General features: G+C 29.0%; 18 protein-coding genes. All 18 read left to right on the top strand.

Features of this window, described 5'->3' with window-relative positions; translation table 11 throughout:
* Positions 1 to 185: 185 nt before the first annotated feature.
* The gene (locus HMPREF1984_RS07720) at positions 186 to 1622 is read left to right on the top strand and encodes a class I SAM-dependent DNA methyltransferase (RefSeq protein ID WP_232219696.1); all 1437 of its coding nucleotides are present in this window, start codon (positions 186 to 188) and stop codon (positions 1620 to 1622) included.
* Entirely contained in the window at positions 1623 to 2816 is a 1194-nt protein-coding gene (locus HMPREF1984_RS07715) for a restriction endonuclease subunit S (protein WP_021767397.1), read from the top strand. It abuts the gene before it with no gap.
* Between the two features lie 88 nt (positions 2817 to 2904).
* Positions 2905 to 3876, top strand: coding sequence for a site-specific tyrosine recombinase/integron integrase (gene xerA, locus HMPREF1984_RS07710; RefSeq protein WP_036100189.1), 972 nt, complete (start codon positions 2905 to 2907; stop codon positions 3874 to 3876).
* A gap of 41 nt (positions 3877 to 3917) precedes the next feature.
* Positions 3918 to 6305 carry a DUF4143 domain-containing protein gene (locus HMPREF1984_RS11205; RefSeq protein ID WP_021767395.1) on the top strand — a complete coding sequence of 796 codons (2388 nt, stop codon included), beginning with the start codon at positions 3918 to 3920 and terminating at the stop codon, positions 6303 to 6305.
* Positions 6306 to 6350: 45 nt separating this feature from the next.
* A complete protein-coding gene (locus HMPREF1984_RS07700; RefSeq protein WP_021767394.1) occupies positions 6351 to 9698 on the top strand; it encodes a DEAD/DEAH box helicase family protein in 3348 nt (1115 codons plus the stop codon).
* A gap of 96 nt (positions 9699 to 9794) precedes the next feature.
* Complete coding sequence (locus HMPREF1984_RS07695; protein WP_021767393.1) at positions 9795 to 10766, top strand: DUF4300 family protein; 972 nt, start codon at positions 9795 to 9797, stop codon at positions 10764 to 10766.
* 169 nt (positions 10767 to 10935) lie between these two features.
* The gene (locus HMPREF1984_RS07690) at positions 10936 to 11754 is read left to right on the top strand and encodes a hypothetical protein (protein WP_021767392.1); all 819 of its coding nucleotides are present in this window, start codon (positions 10936 to 10938) and stop codon (positions 11752 to 11754) included.
* A 96-nt stretch (positions 11755 to 11850) separates the two neighbouring features.
* Positions 11851 to 12801: an endolytic transglycosylase MltG gene (gene mltG, locus HMPREF1984_RS07685; RefSeq protein WP_021767391.1), complete on the top strand. Its 951-nt coding sequence runs from the start codon at positions 11851 to 11853 to the stop codon at positions 12799 to 12801.
* Between the two features lie 18 nt (positions 12802 to 12819).
* A complete protein-coding gene (gene tilS / locus HMPREF1984_RS07680; RefSeq protein WP_021767390.1) occupies positions 12820 to 14175 on the top strand; it encodes a tRNA lysidine(34) synthetase TilS in 1356 nt (451 codons plus the stop codon).
* Complete coding sequence (gene ftsH / locus HMPREF1984_RS07675; RefSeq protein ID WP_021767389.1) at positions 14165 to 16894, top strand: ATP-dependent zinc metalloprotease FtsH; 2730 nt, start codon at positions 14165 to 14167, stop codon at positions 16892 to 16894. Before tilS ends, ftsH begins: the two co-directional genes overlap by 11 nt.
* A gap of 21 nt (positions 16895 to 16915) precedes the next feature.
* The gene (gene bcp / locus HMPREF1984_RS07670) at positions 16916 to 17362 is read left to right on the top strand and encodes a thioredoxin-dependent thiol peroxidase (RefSeq protein WP_036100186.1); all 447 of its coding nucleotides are present in this window, start codon (positions 16916 to 16918) and stop codon (positions 17360 to 17362) included.
* 158 nt (positions 17363 to 17520) lie between these two features.
* Positions 17521 to 18288 (top strand): ankyrin repeat domain-containing protein, encoded by a 768-nt coding sequence (locus HMPREF1984_RS07665; protein ID WP_021767387.1) that lies wholly within the window; start codon positions 17521 to 17523, stop codon positions 18286 to 18288.
* Positions 18289 to 18345: 57 nt separating this feature from the next.
* Complete coding sequence (locus HMPREF1984_RS07660) at positions 18346 to 19557, top strand: FprA family A-type flavoprotein (RefSeq protein WP_021767386.1); 1212 nt, start codon at positions 18346 to 18348, stop codon at positions 19555 to 19557.
* A gap of 82 nt (positions 19558 to 19639) precedes the next feature.
* A complete protein-coding gene (gene ptsP / locus HMPREF1984_RS07655) occupies positions 19640 to 21349 on the top strand; it encodes a phosphoenolpyruvate--protein phosphotransferase (protein ID WP_021767385.1) in 1710 nt (569 codons plus the stop codon).
* Positions 21350 to 21619: 270 nt separating this feature from the next.
* Positions 21620 to 22174 carry a DJ-1 family glyoxalase III gene (locus HMPREF1984_RS07650; protein WP_036100183.1) on the top strand — a complete coding sequence of 185 codons (555 nt, stop codon included), beginning with the start codon at positions 21620 to 21622 and terminating at the stop codon, positions 22172 to 22174.
* Between the two features lie 335 nt (positions 22175 to 22509).
* Entirely contained in the window at positions 22510 to 22935 is a 426-nt protein-coding gene (gene mraZ / locus HMPREF1984_RS07645) for a division/cell wall cluster transcriptional repressor MraZ (protein WP_021767383.1), read from the top strand.
* 54 nt (positions 22936 to 22989) lie between these two features.
* Positions 22990 to 23922, top strand: coding sequence for a 16S rRNA (cytosine(1402)-N(4))-methyltransferase RsmH (gene rsmH, locus HMPREF1984_RS07640; protein WP_084408442.1), 933 nt, complete (start codon positions 22990 to 22992; stop codon positions 23920 to 23922).
* A gap of 2 nt (positions 23923 to 23924) precedes the next feature.
* A complete protein-coding gene (locus HMPREF1984_RS07635) occupies positions 23925 to 24311 on the top strand; it encodes a hypothetical protein (RefSeq protein WP_021767381.1) in 387 nt (128 codons plus the stop codon).
* Positions 24312 to 24399 lie beyond the last annotated feature (88 nt).

Below are 24399 nucleotides of genomic sequence, written 5' to 3'. Positions count from 1 at the left end.
TTATCCTCATTATATACCATTATTGAAAAGTTGTAAAACAAATTTTTCAGGAGGGAAAATTGACAAATTAGATTAGTATTGTTATACTGAGATAAATTAAAAGTGGAGAATAACTATAGAAAGGAGAGTATGATATTTATATAATTTTTATATTATCATACAATTGAGAAATGATTACAGGAGAATTGAGAAACAAAGTAGATAAGATTTGGGAGACATTTTGGACTGGAGGAATAACGAATCCATTATCTGTTATAGAACAGTTTACTTATCTTATATTTATTAAATCATTAGATGATAAACAAATAAGAGAAGAAATGGATGCAAATATTTTGGGGATAGAACCTAAAATAATTTTTAATGAAAATCAGCAAAATTTAAGATGGAGTCATTTTAAAGAATTTGAAGCACAAGAAATGTACGACACAATAGTAAATGAAGTTTTTCCATTTATAAAAAATTTAAATGAAGATAATAGTTCATCATTTTCAAGATATATGAAAGATGCTATTTTTCAAATTCCTACTCCTCAAATGCTTGAAAAAATAGTTACAGGAATTAATAATTTAGAGTTGGAAGGAGACATAAAAGGAAATCTGTATGAATATTTACTATCAAAATTGGCAACATCTGGAACAAATGGTCAATTTAGAACGCCAAGACATATTATAGATATGATGGTAAAACTTGTTAAGCCATTACCTACAGATATAATAGTTGATCCTGCGTGTGGGACATCAGGATTTTTGGTAGGAGCAGGTGAATATTTAAGAAAGAATCATGATGAAATATTTAATTCTCCTGAATTAAAAAAGCATTTTCAGAATGACATGTTTTATGGAAATGATATGGATACGACTATGCTTAGAATAGGTACTATGAATATGATGTTACATGATATAGAAAATCCTAATATAGATTATAAAGATTCACTATCAAAATTAAACACAGATAAGGAAAAATATACTTTAGTTCTTGCAAATCCTCCATTTAAAGGTTCATTAGACGCAGAGACAGTTGCAGATGATATTTTAAAAGTAACGAAAACAAAAAAGACAGAACTGTTATTTTTAGCACTTATGATAAGAATATTGAAAAAAGGCGGAAGATGTGCTGTTATTGTACCAGATGGAGTTTTATTTGGAACAAGTAATGCACACAAACAGTTAAGAAAAGAAATTATTGAAAATCATACTTTACAGGGAATTGTTTCAATGCCAAGTGGAGTATTTAAACCTTATGCAGGGGTAAGTACAGCTGTATTGTTATTTACGAAAACAGGTGTTGGAGGAACAGACAAAGTATGGTTTTATGATATGCAGGCAGATGGATATTCATTAGATGATAAGAGAACTAAAATAGAAGATAATGATATAGAGGACATCATTAATAGATTTTCAAATTTAGAAAATGAAAATGAAAGAAAGAGAACAGAAAAATCATTCTTTGTTTCAAAAGAAGAAATCGTTGAAAATGATTATGATTTATCAATAAATAAATACAAGGAAATAGAATATGAAGAAATTGTTTATGAAAAGCCTGAAGTTATTATTAAAAAAATAAAAGAACTAGAAAAAGAGATAACATTAGGTTTGGAAGAACTTGAAAAGTTGGTGAAGTAGATGGAGAATAGAAAAGTCCAATTAGCTGAATTAATTGAAACTCCAATCACAGGTGAATGGGGAAATGAAATTACAGATGTTAATAATCAACATATAGTAAAAGTTATAAGAACAACAAATTTTACTAATAACGGAGAAATTGATTATTCAGATATTACATTGAGAGACATTGAATATACAAAGTGTGAGAAGAAGAAATTAAAATATGGAGATATAATTTTAGAAAAATCTGGTGGAACTGATCTAAATCCTGTTGGAAGAGTTGTTTTTTTCGATAAAAATGATCCTAATGATGTATATTTAACAAATAATTTTACTACGACATTAAGAGTTAAAGATAATAAAATAAATAGTAGATTTTTATTGTTATTTTTATTATATAATTATAAATACAAAGGAGTACATAAATTTTATAATAAAACAACAGGGATACAAAATTTACAAGTATCAAATTTAATAAAAAACACGTATGTCCCTTTACCAGAAATAAAAATACAAAGTGCAATAGTGGAAATATTAGATAAAATCAAAAATATGATAAAAAAAAGAGAAAAACAAATACTTTTATTTGATGAATTAGTTAAATCCCGATTTATAGAGATGTTTGGGGATCCGATTAGGAATGAAAAAGGTTGGGAACAGAAATTTTTGGAAAAAATTTCGAGTTTTGAGTCTAAAAATATAACAAAATATTTGAAATGTAATGATTTAATTTGGTTATTAAATTTAGAAGATATAGAGCAAAATACTGGTAAAATTATAAAGAAAAAAATGATAACTAAATTTGAAATACCTACTTCAATAATAGCATTCGATGAAAATTATGTATTATATTCTAAATTAAGACCTTATTTGAATAAAGTTGTATTACCTTTAGAAGAGGGAATAGGAACAAGTGAATTAATACCTATTCTTCCAAGAAATGAGGTTAATAGAATTTATCTTTTTAATGTTTTAACCTCAGAATCGGTACTTAAGTTTTTAAAAATGAAAGTATCTGGTGCAAAAATGCCAAGAATTATTATGAGCGATTTTAAAAAATTAAAAATATCTTTACCAGAGATAAAATTACAAAATGAATTTGCAGAATTTGTAGAGAAAACAAATAAATTAAAGTTTGAAGCCGAAAAGTCATTAAAAGAAATGGAGAATTTATATGAATCTTTAATGCAAAAATTTTTTAAACAGAACTAGAAGAGTTTGATAAATCAGAATTTCAATATTTATTTAAATAGATTATATTGTATAATTTATTATATAGATAATTGAAAGGATGATTTATATGAAAAAAATAATTACTGAAATTGAACAAAAAATGCTTGGAATTTTAGACAATGCTCAAATGGAACATTTGCATAAAGTATTGATCCATTATTTGGAAAATGAAGATATTTCTCTGCAGGAAGAGCTTTCTAATGAAAAAGTATTAGAAATGTTTTTAGCAGCGAAAAAGATTGAAGGATGTTCAGAAAAATCAATTTTATATTATCAGTCAACTATACAGAATATGTTTCAAAAAATTACTAAAACAATAAAACATATTGATACAAATGATTTAAGAGAGTATTTGTCAAATTATCAGAATAAGGGAAATGCTGGGAAAGTAACTATAGATAACATTAGAAGAATTCTTTCTAGTTTCTTTTCTTGGCTTGAAGAAGAAAATTATATACTAAAAAGTCCTGTTCGTAGAATCAAAAAAGTAAAAACGGGACAGCTGATAAAAGAAACTTATTCAGATGAATCATTAGAACTATTAAGAGACTTTTCTGGAAACATAAGGGATCTTGCTATGATAGATTTACTTTCTTCAACAGGAATGAGAGTAGGAGAATTAGTAAAACTTAATATATCAGATATTGATTTTGCAAATAGGGAATGTATAGTTTTAGGAAAAGGTGATAAAGAAAGAAAAGTCTATTTTGATGCAAGAACAAAAATTCATTTAACAAGATATCTTGAAAGCAGAAAAGATAATAATGAAGCATTATTTGTCAGTTTATTAAAACCGTATTCACGTTTAAAAATAAGTGGAGTAGAAATTAGACTTAGAGAATTAGGAAAAAAATTAAATATTCCTAAAGTTCATCCTCATAAATTTAGACGAACATTAGCTACAAGAGCCATTGATAAAGGGATGCCAATAGAACAAGTTCAAAAATTGTTAGGACATACAAAAATAGATACTACTTTGCAGTATGCAATGGTAAATCAGAATAATGTAAAAATTTCTCATCGTAAATATATTGGATAAGTTAAAAATTTCAAATCCCGATTTTTAGGGAGGGAAATTTTATGAAATATATTACTTTAGAAGAAGTATGTGAAAATAGAACATCAAATATATCGCAAAAAGATTTAAAAAAAAATGAAGGAATTTATCCAATATACGGTGCAAGTGGATTAATAAAAAAAGTAGATTTTTATACACAAGATAAGGAATATATAGGAATAGTAAAAGATGGTGCAGGAGTTGGAAGAATAATGTTGTTACCTTCAAAATCTTCTGTTATTTGTACAATGCAATATATAATTCCGAATGGAATTTTAGATACTAAGTATTTATATTATGCTTTAATTTCTAAGAATTTGTCAAAATATTCTTCAGGTGCTACAATTCCACATATATATTTCAAAGATTATAAAAAAGAAAAAATAGCACTTATTTCTGAAAGTGAGCAAAAGAAAGTAATAAATATTTTAGATAGAATAATAGATATAATTAATAAGAGAAAAAATCAAATAAATTTATTAGAAGAATTAGTGAAGTCCCGATTTATAGAGATGTTTGGAGATCCAATTAAGAATGAAAAAGGTTGGGATAAGATTTTTATAGAGGAAATAGCAAGTTTGGTTTCGAGAGGAAAAACTCCCAAATATGTTGAAAAATCAAAAATAGGAGTAATAAATCAAGCATGCATATATTGGGAAAAAATTAAATTTGAAAATATAAAATATCATGAAGATAAAAAAGATATATTAATTTTACAAGATCAAGATATTTTAATTAATTCAACAGGAACAGGAACTTTAGGTAGAGTTAATATTTTTATAAAAAATAAGGAAAAAGATATTATTTATACTATAGATACGCACATTACTTTGCTTAGGTTGAAACAATGGAAGTCAAATTCTATTTATTTAAAGAATTATTTTAGAATACCAATAATTCAAAAATATCTTATAAATAAATGTGTTAATGGTTCAACAAACCAGATTGAATTATCAAAAGAAAAATTTAATAATTTTAGAGTTTTATTGCCTCCACTTTCGCTCCAAAATGAATTTGCAGAATTTGTAGAGAAAACAAATAAATTAAAGTTTCTTTACAACTTAAAACGATATATTTTTATCAATTTATTGAAAAAGTTGATAAAAGAAATATTGTTTTTCTTGACTTTTTTGACATTTTCGGCTAATATAAGATTAGATATTGAATTAGCCGAAAGGGAGGAAAAAATGAAATATTATAGACGTTCAATAGAACAGGTTATCAATGAATACAAGGAACAATTTTCGATATTATTGCTTACAGGACCAAGACAAGTTGGTAAAAGTACGCTTTTTAAGGAATTGTTTCGAGAAGAGTACAAATATTTTTCATTAGATGACCCGATTTTAAAAGAACAGCTAATTAATGATCCAAGACTATTTTTGAAGAATAATCCTGAAAAATTAATAATAGATGAAATACAATATGCACCCTCAATATTTCCTTATTTGAAAATGAAAGTTGACGAGAATAGAGAAGACGGAATGTATTTAATGACAGGTTCGCAAGCTTTTGTTCTTATGAAAAATGTTTCTGAAACTTTAGCAGGAAGAGTAGGAATTTTAGAACTTCAGGGAATAAGCTTAAGAGAACAGTTTAATATAGAGTTTAATAAGCCTTTTATTCCTAATGAAGAATATATTTCTGAGAGGGAAAAAAATATAACAGAATACACAGATTTATGGCAAAGAATTCATAGAGGATACATGCCTGAACTTGTATTTAATGACAAAAAGAAATGGGAGTTTTTTTATTCTTCATATGTGCAGACGTATATTGAAAGAGATGTAAGGGATTTGATAAATATATCTGATGAAAGTAAATTTTTAAAGTTCATGATAAGTTTAGCTTCGAGAAGCGGAGAATTATTAAATTATGGAGCAGTTGCCAATGAAGTTGGAGTAAGTAATGAAACAGTAAAAAGGTGGGTATCTGTATTGAGAACTTCAAGAATAATTTATTTAATGGAACCGTATTTTAATAATCATTTAAAAAGAGTGATAAAGACACCAAAAATATATTTTATGGATGTAGGATTGCTGGCATACCTTACAAAATGGCCAACTCCTGAAACACTTGCAAATGGAGCTAAGGCTGGAAATATATTTGAAACATTTGTAGTATCAGAAATTATAAAAAGTTATCTTAATGCTGGTATTATAAATCCACCTGTATATTTTTACAGAGATAAGGATAAAAAAGAAATAGATTTGATAGTAGAAGAAGCAGAAAAAATATATCCTATTGAAATTAAAATGAGTGCATCACCTGATAAAGAAATGGCAAAGAATTTTTCGGTTCTCAAAGGAAAAATAGATAAGGAAATTGGAACAGGGATAATTATATGCCAATACGATAATAAAGTTTACTTATCAGAAGATATTCTTGTCTTACCAATTGAATATATATAAATGAATAAGAGTATTTTAGAATAATAAACATAGGAGTGGAAGAAAATGTCTAACTTTGAATTTTTAAAAAAGGATAACAGCTATAAAATATTTGCAGATGCCTGTATAGAAGCAGAACAACTTATGAATGTCTCCTATTCGGCAACAGTAACTTTTGTAAGGAAAGCATTGGAACTTGCTGTAAAGTGGGTTTATGCAAATGATGCTGAATTAAGAATGCCACCACAGATAAATTTAGCGTCATTGATAAAAGGAAAAAAATTTAAAGATATACTTCCTTATAATATGAGTGGTCTACTTTCTTACATACAGCAATTAGGAAATAAGGCTGTTCATTCCGGAAGAGTTATAACAAGAGAAGAGGCAGTTTTAAGTCTTAGAAATTTATTTTCATTTACTGCATGGATTGATTATTCATATTCAAGATATTATTCAGATGTGGAATTTGACGAATCAATTCTTGGAGAAACTGATAAAATAATTAAGGTTCAATCTGAAAAAGATAAATTATCAAAACAGCTTGCAGAAATTAATAAAAAGCTTGAAGAATTATCTAATGAAAATCAGACATTGAGAAAGGAAAATGAAGAAAAGCGTAAAATAAATGAAAAAGAAAGAGAATACAAAATAGATGAAATTTCAGAAGCTGAAACAAGGAAAAGATATATTGATTTGGTTATAGAAAATGAAGGCTGGACTATAGGAGAAGATTGTATACCGGAAGTTGAAATTTCAGGTATTACAACTCCAAGTGGAAAAGGGAAAGCAGATTACGTACTCTATGGAGATAATGGAGTTCCGCTGGCAGTAATAGAAGCAAAAAAGTTAGACATAGATCCTCTGATAGGGAAAAATCAAGCTAAGGAATATGCAGATGCACTTGAAAAAAAATATGATGTGAGACCTATCATATTTTTTACTAATGGGTTAGATTATTATATTTGGGATGATTTGAATTATCCTGAAAGACAAGTGTCTAGTATATACAGTAAAAAAGATTTGGAAAAGTTAATATTCAGAAGAGGAAACAAAAAACCTTTAAAGAATGTAAGTACAGACATAAAAGATGAGATAACAAACAGAGTTTATCAGAAAGAAGCTGTTGTGAGAGTTACAGAAGCATTGGAAAAAGGATATAGAAAAATGTTACTTGTAATGGCTACTGGAAGTGGAAAAACAAGAACTGCTGCATCTATAGTGGATATATTGACAAGATATAATTGGGTGAAAAATATATTATTTCTTGCAGACAGGACAGCTTTAGTAAAACAGGCAAAAAACAGTTTTAAGGAATATTTACCAAATCTTTCATTGTGTAATCTTTTAGATAACAAGGATGATGTAGAGAGTAGAATGATTTTTTCCACATATCCTACAATGATGAATGCGATAGATGAAACTAAAAATAAAGATGGAAGCAGAATTTTTACAAGTGGATATTTTGATTTGATAATAGTGGATGAAAGTCATAGAAGTATTTATAAGAAGTATCAGGCAATATTTGATTATTTTGATGCAAATTTATTAGGATTAACAGCTACTCCTAAAAATGATATAGATAAAAATACATATAGAATATTTGATTTGGAAAATGATAATCCTACATTTGCTTATGAGTTAGACCAAGCTATAGAAGAAGGTTATTTAGTTCATTATGGAAAGCCAATAGATGTTGGATTGAAAATAGTAAGAGATGGATTGAAATATAGCGAATTAAGTGAAGAGGAAAAAGAAGAATTTGAAGAAACTTTTGATGAAGAAAAAGAAGAAATTTCAAGTGAAGAAGTAAATAAAACACTTTTTAATAAGGAAACAGTAGATCTTGTCATTAAAACATTAATGAATAACGGACTAAAAGTTGAAGGTGGAGATAAACTTGGTAAAACCATAATTTTTGCTGTAAATCAAAGACATGCAAATTTTATTGTAGACAGATTTAATAAACTCTATCCTGAATACAAAGGAAAGTTTGCTCAAGCAGTTTGTCATGATATAAAATTTGTAGATGATGTTATTGATAATTTTAAAGATAAGGTTTTATATCCTCAAATAGCAGTATCAGTGGACATGCTTGACACAGGAATTGATGTTCCCGAAATACTGAACCTTGTTTTTTTTAAGAAAATAAGATCAAAAGCTAAATTTTGGCAAATGATAGGAAGAGGAACGAGATTATGTAAAGACTTATTTGGGCCTGGAATTGATAAAGAAAGATTTATGATTTTTGATTGCTATAAGAATTTTGAATTTTTTGAAGTGAATGTTGATGGTAAAGAAATAAAAACTACAAAATCAATTTCTGAGAGTATATTTGGAGCAAAAGTGGATATAATAAAATCTTTACAGCATTTAAATTACCAGGAAAAATCTCTAATTGAATATAGAAATAATTTAATAGATGATATCATTACCAGTATTTTAGATATAAATAATAATCGTTTTGATGTACGTATGAAGGGAGCAATAATTGATAAATATAAAAAACTAGATAATTATAAAGCTCTTAATGAAAAAGATGTACAGGAATTAAAAAATATAATTGCTCCTCTCATAACATATACAGAAGAAGAGGAACTGTCAAAAAGATTTGATTATCAGATGTATGTAATTGAAAATGCCTATTTGGGAAAAAAGTCTTTTTTAAGAGCTAAAAATAGAGTGATAGAAACAGCAGAAAAACTTAGTGAAAAAGGAACTATAGAAAAAATTTCTAAAAAAAAGGAAACAATAACTAAAATTCAGAAAGAAGAATTTTGGAAAAATGCAGATTTGTTTCAGTTTGAAGAAGTGAGAAAAGAACTTAGGGAATTAGTAATACTTTTAGATAGAATAACAACAAAAATTTATTATACAGATTTTAGAGATGAAATAGTAGATTATGGAGAACATGAGACGGAAGAAAATTTCAAAATTGTAAATAAGTTTGAAAAGTACAATAAACGAGTGGAAAAATATCTTGATGAATACAAAAATGACGATGTTATTCAGAAATTAAAGAATAATATTCCATTAACAATGTATGATATAAAATATTTAGAAAAAATTTTATGGGAAGATTTGGGAACAAAGGAAGAATATGAAAAAACTTATGGGAAAATTCCTTTGTTAAAAATGGTTTCAAAAATTATAGGAATGGATAGAAAAGCTGTTGAAAAAGAGTTCTCTCTATTTTTGAGTAACGAAAATCTAAATTCAGACCAAATTAACTTTGTAAAACATATTGTAGATTATATAGTAAAAAATGGAAGTATAGATAAGAAAGAATTAAAGGATTTTCCAGAAGCAGACAAATTTGGAGGTTTATTTCAGCTGTTTGATAATAAAAGAGACGTATTAACAAATATAGTAAAAATTATTGACAAGGTAAATGACAGGCTGGATTTAGTTCAATAAAACAAAAAAGCAATAATAAATACAGTAATATCTAAGAAATAAGTAGTAAACTCAATTTGTAAATAAAATCATATAAAAAATGGAAAGAGAGAAAAAATGAAAAGAAAAGTTTTAATTTTACTGATATGCGGAATATTTCTAGCCAGCTGCTCAGTAAAAACAGCAGATAAAGGAAATGTAGAAAAAGCCGATGTTTCAAGTAGTAAAGAAGTTACTAAAAATGATAATAAATCTGAAGAAGAAAAAAATGAATATTTGAAGAAAATTACCTATTCAAATTTATTGGATAAGGCAACTCAGGAAGAAGTTCAGAAGGAACTTAAAAATGCTGGAGTTTCAGAGAAAAATATAAAGGATTTTCTTGAAGGTGTAAATTATTTCAATAATATAGGACAAAATAAGACATTTGTAAAAGAAGGATTTAAAACAACAGAAGAACTAAGTCCAACTTATGATCAGGCAGAAATACAGGAACAATGGAGTAAGAAAAGTCCTAAATTTGTAGGTCAGAACTGCAGAATTACTTCATATGAACTTATGAGGGATTTTATTTCAGTAGGAAAATCTGAGATAAAAAATACAGAGCAGCTTTTTATTGATGAAGATGCATTGAATAATTTTCCAATAAAAGTATTTACTGACAGTGAAAGAAACCAGTTTGAAAGTTTATTTTCTGCAATAAATACAGAAAATACAAAAGATGTGTCAGTTCATGTGAAAAAAGTAAAGGAAGACTGGGCAAAAAAGAATATTAAATTTACTAATGAGAGTAAGATTTCACTGGTTTCAGTGTTTTTTCACTCACTGATTACTCCTGAAGAAAACTTTTTATTTATAGGTCATGTAGGAGTTTTAGTACCAACTTCAGATGGAAAACTGATGTTTATTGAGAAATTGGCATTCCAGGAACCTTTTCAGGCTATAAAGTTTGATAACCGTAGTCAGTTGAATGATTATCTGATGAATAAATATGATGTGGAATTTGATCAGCCAAATGCAAGACCATTTATAATGGAAAATGATGAATTGCTGAAGGGATATAGATTAAATCCAAATAATAAGGGATAAAATAGTAATAAGAATAAGGTGATTGAACTATGCCTAAAAATTTGTAACAAGGATTTTAGGTGAGGACAAGGAGCCTTATTTTTCTTTCTCATCAAAATGAATAAATACTTTATAAAAAGTGAGATATGTGGTATAATTTATAAAAAATTGAAATGAAAGGGAGAATATTTTGAAAAAAAATAAGTTATATAAAATTTTTATATTTATTTTAGTGAATTTGACAGTATTTTCCAATACAAAAACTACTAATGAAAACAGTAAAAATAAGAAAAATATAAATGAGAAAAAAGTTGAAATTATAGATGATTCTCAAGATGACGGATTAATTTATCTGGACAGAATAGTTGAAGTGGAAAAGGAAGAGGAAGCCAAGAAGAAACCTGGCAGAATAACTAAAATAATAAATAAAATTGATGATAAAGTGAATCCAATTCTTAAATTTTATACTCCTTCTTCATATGGAAGCTGGTATTTGATAAAAACAACGAATAAAACTGAAGCTGAATATGAAAATGTCAAGTATAATTTTAATCAGGAGGAAAGTGGCTACAGAATAGTAAAAACATATTATTCTCCAAGCTCAAACATGTGGATGGAAAATAATACTAAAGGTTGGATACAGGAAAAGAAGGGAAAAGTTTATCTTAAAACAGAAAACAGACGTTTTAAAAGTTTTACAAATGAAATCCTGTACTTTGATAAAGACTACAAATACATGATAATAAGCTACGAAAATGACGGTGTAATTAGAGTATTTTCCAAATATCCGATAAATAAGATAATGATTACAGGAGAAGAAAAGGAAAACCTGGAAAAGGAACTTGAAAAAATTGAAGATATGAGGACATTATATGATGTAACTTATAATCCTGACATGAAAAATCCAAAAGAAGAAATAAACCGTAGCAAAATGGAACAGGAAGAAAGAGCAGAGAAAATAGAAAAGCAGCTAATGGAAGATTATGATAACTTTTTTAAAATAAATTAAAAAGGAAACGTATAGTAAAAGATAAGAGTAGTATGGTTAAAATATGAAAATGTATAATGTAAAAGTTTATAAGAAAGAAAATGATTTAGGAGAATTATGAAAAATATATTGAAGGCATTTTATGTAGTTGTTGCAGTGCTGCTGATAACAATTTTAACTATTTTTTATAACTTTTTTGGAGCAAAAAAAGAGTATAAAAATGTAAATTTAAATGTAAAGAAAGGAACAACCTTTACCCAGATATACAAAGATCTGAAGCTAAATTTTGGAATTTTGGATAGAGTATATTTGAAAACATTAGGTGAAGACTTTAAGTTAAAAATAGGAACATATAAATTTAATGGGAAACTTTCAAAATATGAAGTTCTGAAAAAACTAAAAAATAAGGAATCAAACGGTATAAGAGTTACAATACCTGAAGGATTTACAAAAAAGCAGGTTTATGAAAGACTTGAAGCACTGGGACTAGGGTCAGAAGAAGAGATAAATAAGGCCTTAAGTGAAATTGATTTCCCTTATCCGCATGAAAATAACAACTTTGAAGGATATTTTTATCCGGAAACATATATTTTTAATGAAGGAGTAACGACAAAACAAGTTTTAACAACTATTCTGAATGAATTTTTAAAGAAATTTCCACCAGAAAAATATCCGGATAAGCAAAAATTCTATGATCAGTTAAAACTGGCTTCAATAGTGGAAGCAGAAGTATCTGATCAAGTTGATAAACCAAAAGTTGCGGGAATTTTTATAAAAAGACTTGAAATAGGCATGAAACTTGAATCGGATGCTACACTGAAATATGAACTGGGAAGACAGGCGTTGAGAGGAGAACTTAAAACAAAGGAAACACCTTATAATTCCTATAAGGTAAAAGGACTTCCGCCAACACCGATTGGAAATCCACCTGTTGAAACATTTAAAGCAGTGGAAAATGCAGAAGTTACAGATGATTTGTTCTTCTTTACACATAAAGGGAAAACGTATTACTCAAAAACGCATGAAGAACATTTGAAAAAGAGAAGGGAAAGCGGTCAGTTAAAATAAGAAACAGGGGTTAAGAATATGTTTGATACAGGAAAAATGAAGAAAAAAGTGGAAGAACTTAAAAAAAGTGGCTTAATAAGAAAAAATGAAAAAATATTAATAGCTTTTTCAGGTGGACCGGATTCAGTTTTTTTGTATAATTTGCTGAATTTTTTGAAGAAAGAATATTCCCTTGAAATATCTCTTATGTATATAAATCACAACTTACGGGAAGATGTAGGGAATGATTTGAAGTTTGTCAGGGAATTTTCTGAAGAAAACAATGTTCCACTATACATCGAAAGTGTAAATGTGAAGGAATATGCGACTGAAAATAAAAAGTCTATAGAATTAGCGGCAAGGGAATTGAGGTATGAAGCAATTGAAAGAATCTTGAAAAATATAAATTATGATAGAATTGCTACCGGGCATAACCTTGATGACAATATTGAGACATTTATTTTTAGGCTTGTAAGAGGAACTTCCTTAAAAGGACTTAAAGGAATACCTGAAGAGAGGGGAAATATAATAAGGCCTATACTGCAGTTTGAAAAAAATGAAATTTTAAACTATTTGCAGGAAAATAGAAAAAGTTATATAATAGATTATACAAATAATAAAAATGACTATACAAGAAATTATATACGAAATGAAATTTTTCCAATGTTTGTGAATATAAATCCTAATTTTAGAAATAAAGTTAATGAACTTATTCATGAAATAAATAATAGGGAAAACAAAGAAGATAGCATTTTAAAGGAAAGATTTGTCCAGTATCTGGAGAAATATGATGTAGAACTTTCAAGAAAGAAAATAGACCAGATTTATGAAACACTTTATGATAAAAAAGGAAATCTTAATGCTGAAGGTTCGAAGGAATTTTCTCTGGGAAATGGCAAGATATTAAGAAAAAAATATAATAAATTGGAAGTGATAGAAGAGAAAGAAAAAGAAGTTGATGAAGAAAGAGTCGAAGTAAAGAAAAATGTTCCGGTAAAATGGCATAATTACTTTATAATGTTGACAGATAGTATGTTGGAGATTGAAAAAATAATTAAAACTGAAGTGGAAAATGTAAAATTAATGAAATTCACTGAAGATTTCAATGGACATAAAATATTTGTCAGAAAAAGGCTGGAAGGTGATGTTATTTCATTAAATAATCTGGGACATAAGAAAGTCAAAAAAATACTGATTGATGAAAAAATTTCAAAATGGGACAGGAATAAGATACCTGTTCTGGAAATGGAATATAGAAAAAATAATAAAATTGTAACTGAAATATTGAGTGTGGGTGATATAAAGTTTTCAAAATATTTAAGGAAGAAAGAAGTTAAAGACAAAACACAAAATGAAGAAATGTTACTAATAATAGGGAGGAAAAATGGACGATAAAAATAAAGATGACATCAGAAAAAGACTAGAAGAATTACGAAAAGAAAATAATAGAAAAAATGGCGGAAACGATGGAGGAAGATCACCTTTCTTTGGTTCGGCATTTGTATTTATTATGATAATAGCATTGTTTTTTGCATTCGTATTTTATACACAGGATGTACAAAACTATTTTCAGGAAAAGAAAGATGTTCCATATACAGAATTTGTAGCTGATATTAAAAGTGGAAAATTTAGTAAAATAGAAGAAAAAGATGACAAGTTAATAGCAGTTGTCAGAGAAAACAATAAAAATGTTGTTTATTCAACTAGAAAAATAACTGAAAGAGTAGGGAATGATCCTACTATCATCAATGCAGTTAACAGTAAAAAAGTAGAACTTGTAGTTGGTGCACCTTCACAGGGAGCTGTATTCCTGGCACTAGTAGTTAACTTTTTACCAATAATAATAATGATAATATTAATGATTTACCTGGCAAAGAAAATGATGGGAAATGGACAGGGAGGTCCTGGAAATATCTTTGGTTTTGGTAAATCAAGAGCTGATAAGCTTGATAAGAAACCGGATGTAAAATTTGATGATGTAGCAGGAGTTGACGGAGCTAAGGAAGAACTGAAAGAAGTAGTTGATTTCCTGAAAAATCCTGAAAAATATACAAAGGCAGGAGCGAGAGTTCCTAAAGGTGTACTTTTACTTGGAAGACCTGGAACTGGGAAGACATTGCTTGCAAAGGCTGTTGCAGGAGAATCGGGAGCTTCATTCTTCAGTATTTCAGGGTCAGAATTTGTTGAAATGTTTGTCGGAGTAGGAGCTTCGAGAGTAAGGGACTTATTTGAAAAGGCAAAGTCTTCAAGCCCTTCAATAATATTTATAGATGAAATTGATGCAATCGGTAGAAAAAGAAGTGTTGGAAAAAATAGTGGAAGTAATGATGAAAGAGAACAGACATTAAACCAGCTTCTTGTAGAAATGGACGGTTTTGAAACTGATGCAAAAGTAATAGTTATAGCGGCAACAAACAGGGAAGATGTACTAGATCCGGCATTGCTGAGAGCAGGAAGATTTGATAGAAGAATAAATGTTGATGCACCTGACTTACAAGGAAGAATTGCGATATTAAAAGTACATGCCAGAAATAAGAAACTTGCTTCTGATGTAAGACTTGAAGATATAGCAAAAATAACTCCAGGATTTGTAGGAGCTGATTTGGCGAATTTATTAAATGAAGCTGCGATACTGGCTGCAAGAAAAGCTTCTGATACAATAACAATGGAAGATTTGGATGAAGCTGTTGATAAAATTGGAATGGGATTAGGGCAAAAAGGTAAAATCATTAAACCTGAGGAAAAAAGACTGCTTGCTTACCATGAAGCAGGACATGCTGTTATGACTGAACTTACACCGGGAGCAGATCCTGTACATAAAGTTACGATTATTCCAAGGGGAGATGCCGGAGGATTTATGATGCCACTTCCTGAAGAAAAGCTTGTGACTACAAGTAAGGAAATGTTAGCAGAAATAAAAGTTCTTTTTGGAGGAAGAGCAGCAGAAGATTTAGTTCTGGATGACATAAGTACAGGGGCTTATTCTGATATTAAGAGAGCTACAAGACTTGCAAGAGCATATGTGGAAAGCGTTGGAATGAGTAAGAAATTAGGACCTGTAAACCTTGAAAATTCTGACGAAGAATTTACATTTACTTCAAATAAGAGTAATGAAACAATAAGAGAAATTGATCTTGAAATAAGAGAGATACTTAACAATGAATACCGTCAAACAGTTGAAACTTTAAGAGCAAACAGGGAAAAACTTGATGGAATTGCTGAACTGCTATTGAAAAAAGAAACAATAACTGGTGATGAAGTAAGAAAGATAATTTCAGGAGTTTCAGTTCAGGAACTGTTAAATAATTCCCCTAAAAAGGATGCTTCTGATTCAGGAAATAAACAGGAAAATAAAACTGAAGAAGTAAAAGTTGTTCCAGAAAATGTAGTGGAGGATAAAAAGCCTTCTGAAGTTAAAACAGCGGAAGAAAAACCTGTTGAAAATAAAAAAGAAGAAGTGAAAGAAGAAATAAAGGAAGAGAAAATAGAAGAACCTAAGATAGAGCAGACAGAACCAGAGAAAAAAGAAGTAGCAGAAGTTCCAAATGTTGAAAATATTCTTCCTCAGGAAAATAATATTGTTTCAGAACCGCAGGAAGCACAGCCACAGAAAATAGAAATACCTGCACATGTTGAAATTCCTAGTGTTACTGAAAATGTTGAGCATACTGAATTTATTGAACCAGTTGAGAGCATTGAAAATATTGAGAATGTTGAGCAGATTGCACAACCTCAAAATACAGAAAATGTTGAAAATATTGTGAATGAAGAAAATATTCTTCCTCAGGAAATTCAGGAAGTTAAAGAAAATCTTCATGAAATTGGAAATAATGTTCAAGAAAACCCTTTTGAAACAGGAAATGTTCCAGAGAATATTTTTGAAGGAAATGAAGAAACTGGACAAAAACATAACATTGCAGATAGTGTAACAGAAGAATTGCAAGTAGATACTAATAATTTTAGCGGAATTTCTGAGGGATTTGTTCAGGAAGAAGTTAAAGCAGAAGAAAATGTTATTAGTAATGATGTGGAAAATAATGATATCAATGAAGAAAACTCAGTAAAAGAAGAAAAAAAAGAGAAAAAGATAGAAATTCCTTCTTTTATGAAATAAAAGAAATATAAGGAGATGAAAATGAAAGCTTATGATTTCAGTTTACCGGCTGATAATGGAGAAAATGTCAGTCTGAGTGATTATAAAGGTAAGAAAGTTGTACTTTATTTTTATCCTAAAGACAGCACTCCTGGGTGTACTCAGGAAGCCTGTTCTTTCAGGGATAACTTTGCCAGACTTACTGCAAAAGGTGTTGTGGTACTGGGAATAAGTAAGGACAGTATAAAAAGACATGAAAACTTTAAGAAGAAAAATGAACTTCCTTTTTTACTCTTAAGTGATGAAAACAGTGATGTATGTGAAAAATACCAAGTCTGGAAGGAAAAAGTCAACTTTGGAAAGAAATATTTTGGAATAGAACGTTCAACTTTCCTTATAGATGAAAAAGGAGAAATCGTAAAAGAATGGCGAAAAGTTAAAGTTAAAGGCCATGTTGATGAAGTTCTGGAAGAAATAGAAAAAATGTAATTAAATTAAAAATAACTATACATTTAGAAAAAAACTCCCTTGTTATTATAAATAATAGGGGAGTTTTTATGTATATTTTTAAAGGTGTCTAAAAGACAATTTTTATTTACAGTTTTAAAATCATATGATATAATATGTAAATAATTAGAGGTGAAACCATGACAAAAAAATTAATATATAAAATATTTTTTCTGTTTATAATTTTATCAAATTTTATATATGCGGAAAAAATGATTTTGCGTAACGGTATAAGTGAAAAAACTATCGATCTTGTAACTGAAGAAAAACTTATGAGCATGAATGAGATGAGACTAAAAGTTCTTTTTGAAGCTATAAGAAAGAATAACAATAAATTTGTATTAAATCATCTTGCAACAAAGGAGAATAAGAAGAAACTCAGTGAAAATACTGAAAAGAGGGAAAAGAATGATAATGGAAATTATTATGGACCTAAATATAGTGATTTAGTTACAGCAGTTTCTGATGAGGTTGAAGTAAACCTGATAGATATAAATGCTCACGATAAAACAGGGTATACTCCTATAATAGTAGCTATTGAATCCGGAAATAATGAAATTCTTAAAGTATTAGTGGAAAATGGAGCAAATTTATATGAAAAACACCCAGTTTTTGGTAAGTTGACATTACATACAGCCTGTTACTATGAAAATGAAGAAGCTGTGGAAATACTTCTGAAGGCAGATAGGAAGCTTGTAAATGTTCATAGTGGAACAGATGGATGGTTACCTTTACAGGATGCTACACTGAAATCAAATGCCAGAATAGTGGAGATTTTATTAAGATATGGAGCAAATCCTCAACTGACAGATGCTCATGGTGGTACTCCAATGGATATGGCAACTGAGTTTGGTAAAGGTGTAATAGTAAAGCTGTTACGTGACAATATAAAGAAAAATAGAAAATAATCATAATAAAATAAAGAATATAAATAATTAATTGTAGAAAAATAGGAGGTAGTGAAAATGCATTGCGTTCAGCAAATAACTGATAAAATTTATTGGATTGGGGGAAATGACAGAAGACTGGAAAGATTTGAAAATATGTTTCCTATACCAAAAGGAGTTTCATATAATTCAAGTCTTATACTAGATGAAAAAACAGCAATTATTGATACAGTGGATGCATCAATAAGAGCCCAGTATCTGGAAAATATAAAATATCTTTTACAAGGAAGAGAACTTGATTACCTGATAGTTAACCATATGGAACCTGATCACTGTGGAAATATAGAAGATTTATTGATGTTGTATCCAAATCTGAAAATAGTTGGAAATAAAAAGACATTTGCTTTCTTTGAACAGTTTTATAATACTTCTGCGGCAGAAAACTATTATGAAATAAAAGAAGGAGATGTACTGGATTTAGGAGAAAATAAGCTAAGATTCATTGGAGCACCTATGGTTCACTGGCCAGAAGTAACAATGACATATGAAGAAACAAAAGGGATATTATTCTCAGCTGATGCCTTTGGAACATTTGGAACACTAAATGGAAATATATTTAAGGATGAAGTGGATTTTGAAGGATATTATCTTTCTGAAATGAGAAGATACTATACAAATATAGTTGGTAAATACGGAATGCAAGTACAGAATGTATTTAAAAAATTGAAAGACACTACTATAAATATGATAGTACCCTTACATGGGCCAATCTGGAGAACACCTGAAGATATAAACTATTTACTTGATTTATATAATAAATGGAGTACAAGTACTCCAGAAAAAGACGGAGTTGTTCTGATATTTGGTTCAATGTATGGAAATACTGAAAATACAGTTAACTGCATTGCAAATAAATTAGCACAGAAGGGAGTAAAAGATATAAAAGTTTTTGATGTTTCAAAAACACATCCTTCATACATAATTTCTGAAGCATGGAAATACAGCAACCTTGTATTGGCAGCACCTACTTACAATACTGGATTGTATCTTGTTATGGATTCATTACTTCATGAGCTTGCATCATTAGGATATCAGAACAGAAAGGTTTCTTTAATTGGAAATCATACATGGGCAACAGGAGCTTTAGGAGCAATGAAAAAGAAATTTGAAACTGAGTTCAAAAAAATTGAAGTAGTTGGAGAACCTTTAGATGTAAAATCAGCATTAAGACCTGAGCAGGAAGAAGTTCTAGATAATTTAACAGAAGCAATTGTTGAAAGCATGAATTAATTTATAAAAACAGAGTTGTATTCATAGGTAAAGTATATAGAAATTGTTAGTAATAAAAATTTATATATAGAGGAGAAATGAAATGAGAAGATTGACAGGAATTGGAGCTTCGGAAGGAGTGTCTATAGGTAAAGTATTACTTTTCAGAGAAGAAGAAATGGTAATACCTGAAGTAAAAGCTGCAGATTCTACAATAGAATCTGAATTGACAAAATTGGAAGAAGGATTGAAAAAATCTAAAACCCAATTAATCTCCATTAGAGAAAAAGTAAAGGAAAAAATGGGAGAAGACAAGGCTGCAATTTTTGACGGGCACATAATGCTTTTGGAAGATGAAGACTTGCTTATGGAAGTTCAGGATAAGATTAAAGGGGAAAAAATGCCTGCGGCAAGAGCATTGAAAGAAGGTATAGATGAGTACTGTGAAATGATTTCTCAGTTGGATGATGCTTATTTAAGAGAAAGAGCTGCTGACCTTCAGGATATAGGAAAAAGATGGCTTAAAAACTTATTAGGTATAAAAATATATGATTTAAGTAATCTTGAGCCTGATACAGTAGTAGTAACTTATGACTTGACACCTTCAGATACAGCACAGCTTGATTTAAAAAACTGTGTAGGATTTATAACAGAAGTTGGTGGAAAGACTGCCCATTCAGCAATCATGGCAAGATCTCTTGAATTACCGGCAGTAGTTGGGGTAAAAGGTATTCTTAGCGAAGTTAAGGAAGGTGAAACAGTTATAATGGACGGGGAAGCAGGAGAACTGTTCCTTAACCCGGCAGAAGAATTACTGGCTCAATATGAAGTTAAAAGAGAAGAATTGAGAAAAGAAAAAGAAGAATTGAAAAAATTAATCGGGGAAGAAGCAATAACTATTGATGGAAGAAAAGTAGATATTTGGGGAAATATAGGAAGTCCTAATGATGTAGATGCCGTTATAGAATCTGGTGCTACAGGAATTGGATTATACAGAACTGAATTTCTATTCATGAATTCTGACCATTTTCCTACAGAAGAAGAACAATATCAGGCATATAGAATAGTTGCTGAAAAAATGAAAGGAAAACCTGTAACTATAAGAACAATGGATATAGGTGGAGATAAAGAACTTCCTTATCTTGATTTACCAAAAGAATTAAATCCGTTCCTTGGATACAGGGCAATAAGAATTTCATTGGAAAACAAGGATATGTTTAAGACACAGCTGAGAGCTATTTTAAGAGCTTCCAGATATGGTCAAATAAAAATAATGTATCCAATGATAAGCTCTATTAATGAAATTAGAAAAGCAAATACTATTCTTGAAGAATGTAAAAGAGAATTGGATGAAATAGGAAAAGTTTATGACAGAAACATAAAAGTTGGAATAATGGTTGAAACTCCTTCAACAGCAATTATTGCATATAAATTTGCTAAAGAAGTTGATTTCTTCTCAATTGGTACAAATGACTTAACACAATACTTCCTTGCAGTAGACAGAGGAAATGAAATGGTTTCAACACTATACAATTCATTCAACCCTGCAGTATTGGAAGCAATACAGAAGGTAATTGATGCTGCACATGATGCAAATATAAATGTAAGTATGTGTGGAGAATTTGCCGGAGATAAAAAAGCGACAAAATTATTATTAGGTATGGGTCTTGACTCATTCAGTATGAGTGCTTCATCAGGACTTCAAGTTAAAAAGATAATAAGAAACAGCAGCTATGAAGAAGCTCAAAAATATAGAGATTTAATATTACAGCAAAATACACCGGAAGAAGTTCTGGAACATTTATTACCATAGTGTAAAATAAAACTGCCTCAAAAAGGAAAAATCATATAAGATGATATGAAAATTCTATTTATTCATTTATTAGAATTTCACTCATACAAAACATTTATTCATTAAGAAAAAGTCAAAACTCGCCTTATGGCTCGAACAGTTGACTTTTTCTAAATTTATTTCATGTTTTGTATTGTGAAATTCCAAAATAACTCATAAATATAATTTTTCATATTAAATTCTGTATTTTTCTTTTGAGGCAGTTTCTGTTAATATAAGGAGGCGATGAAAATGACTGATAAGAAAGTATTAGTATTTTTAGTAGATGGGTTTGAAGAAATAGAAGCAATGGCTCCAATTGATTTATTAAGAAGAGCAGGAATCGTTGTAGATACTGTTTCAATTAATGAGGATAAGAAGGTTGTAAGCTCAAGGAAAATAACAGTTCTGACAGATAAAACGATAAATGAAATAAATTTTGAAAGTTATGAGATGATAGTTTTACCTGGAGGACCTGGAACAGGAAATTATATGAAATCAGAAAAACTTCAGGAAAAATTGAAGGAATTTTCAATAAATCGTAAATTGGGAGCTATATGTGCAGCTCCGACAATATTGTCAGCATTGGGAATATTAAAAGGAAAACAGGCGATATGCTTTCCGGAATGCGAGCCGGATATAGAAAAAGATGGAGCAATTATTGTAAATCAGGATGTTGTTAAAGACGATAATATAATAACAAGCAGAGGAGCAGGGACAGCAATTGACTTTTCATTGGCACTTATTGAAGAATTACTGGGAAAAAATAAATCAGAAGAAATTAGAAAACAGATCTTATACAAGTAAAAATAATGCAAATGAATATAAAGTGCTATAAAAATATACAAAATTCATTCTTAAAAGAATAACGATTTATAATATATATAAAAATAAAAAAACACAATATAATGTGTTTTTTTATTTTTATATTGCTATATACAGTGTAAACAATTAAAAATATATAAAAAAGATAACATTTCATATAAAAAAGTAGTTGAAAAAAATTATAAATAAAGGTAAACTATAGTGGTAAAAAAGTGGTAAATTGTGGTAAAAAGTGTAAAATATAAAAATAAGGTGCAAAATAGAAACAAAAAGGTAGAGAAAATAATAGAAAGAACTGATAATAAAGGATGGACGCTATGTTTATAGGAGAATTTTCCTGTAAGGTAGATAACAAAGGAAGAGTAATGATGCCCATAAAATTCAGGGAACAATTGGGAAGTGAGGAATTTGTTATTACCAGGGGACTAGACAACTGCATAAACCTTTTTCCAATTGAGAGATGGAGCGAAGTTGAAGCCAGACTTAAGGAACTGAAGATGACCAACAGTAAACATAGGGCATATCAACGTTTTATATTATCAGCTGCCACAAAACTTTCTCTTGATAATCAAGGTAGACTTAGTATACCTGCATCTTTAATGAAATATTCGGAAATAGAAAAAAATGCCATAATAACTGGAAGTGACGATCGTATTGAAATATGGTCTGAAGAAAAATGGGAAACTTATATGAATGAAAAAATAGGAATAATTGAAGATATAGCGGATGAAATAGATTTCTAATAAAAATAGACTGTAATAAATATAGCAAGTATGTCAGTCGGAAAGGAGCCTAAGTTGGAATATCATAAACCCGTTTTATTTGATGAAGTGATGGAAAATATAATAAGTGAAGGAGATGCTGTTTATGTAGACTGTACTTTAGGTGGAGGTGGACATACGGAGGGGATGCTTGAAAGGTCTTCGACAGAATCTAAAGTCATAGGTATAGATCAGGACAAGGAAGCAATAAATTTTGCTAAAGAAAGATTGAAAAAATATGGAAATAAAATTGAGATTTTTCAGGACAATTTTAGAAATCTTGATACTGTAATCTATCTGGCAGGACATAATAAAGTAGACAGAATACTTATGGATATAGGAGTTTCTTCAAATCAGCTGGATAATCTTGAAAGAGGTTTTTCATACAGATATGATGCAAAGCTTGATATGAGAATGGATAGAAACTTGAAAATAAGTGCATATGAGGTAGTCAATGATTTTTCTGAAAAGGAAATTGCTGATATCATCTATAAATATGGAGAAGAACCGAAGTCAAGAAAAATTGCTAAAAATATAGTTGAATATAGAAAAAATAAGAAAATAGAAACAACATTGGAACTGTCTGAAATTATAATAAAATCCATAGGAAAAAGTATGAAGAAACATCCGTCAAAACGTACATTTCAGGCAATAAGAATATTTGTAAATAAAGAACTGGAAGTGTTGGAAGAAGCATTGGATAAAGCTGTTAACCTGTTAAACAATAATGGAAAACTGCTTGTCATAACCTTCCATTCGCTTGAAGACAGAATGGTAAAGGAAAAGTTCAGGGAATATGAAAATCCTTGTACATGTCCACCGGAAATACCAGTTTGTGTATGTAATAAAAAAAGTTTGGGAAAAGTAATTACGAAAAAACCAATAATTGCAAAAGAAAGTGAACTGAATGAAAATAACAGGGCACATTCAGCAAAATTGAGAATATTTGAAAGGAAAGAGTATAGATAGTTATGGAAAGAAAAATAAATCAAAAATTAAAAATAGTAGAATTTGAAAGTAATTATAGTCCTGTAGCTCCTGAATATATATATTCTGAAGAAATAGCAAGGGAAAAAGAAAAGATATCAATTGCAAGTAGAAAAAAGATATTTCTAGTTCTAATTTATAGCATTATTTTTATACTAGCAGCTATGACAAAAATGTATGTTACTTATGAAATAGGAAATTTAGGGGCAAGAAAAACTGCATTGGAAACTCAGCTAAGAGAAATTAAAACTGAAGTAGAGGCTTTGGATTATAACCTTATAAAAAATTATAATATGCAGAGGGCTGAAGAAAAAGCAAAAGACTTAGGTTTTGAAACAATTGATAATATAAAATATATCAATATAAAATAAAGGGATTTTAAATTTAATTTTTATACTATTATACTTCTGTTGAATCAATCTTAAATTATATATTTTATCTATTAAGTAAAAAGAAAAA

Origin of the sequence: Leptotrichia sp. oral taxon 215 str. W9775, assembly GCF_000469505.1 — a bacterium.
In the GTDB taxonomy this organism is placed as follows: Bacteria; Fusobacteriota; Fusobacteriia; order Fusobacteriales; family Leptotrichiaceae; genus Leptotrichia_A.
The sequence above is the reverse complement of the archived record's forward strand: the minus strand, read 5'-3'. Positions and strand labels throughout refer to the sequence as shown.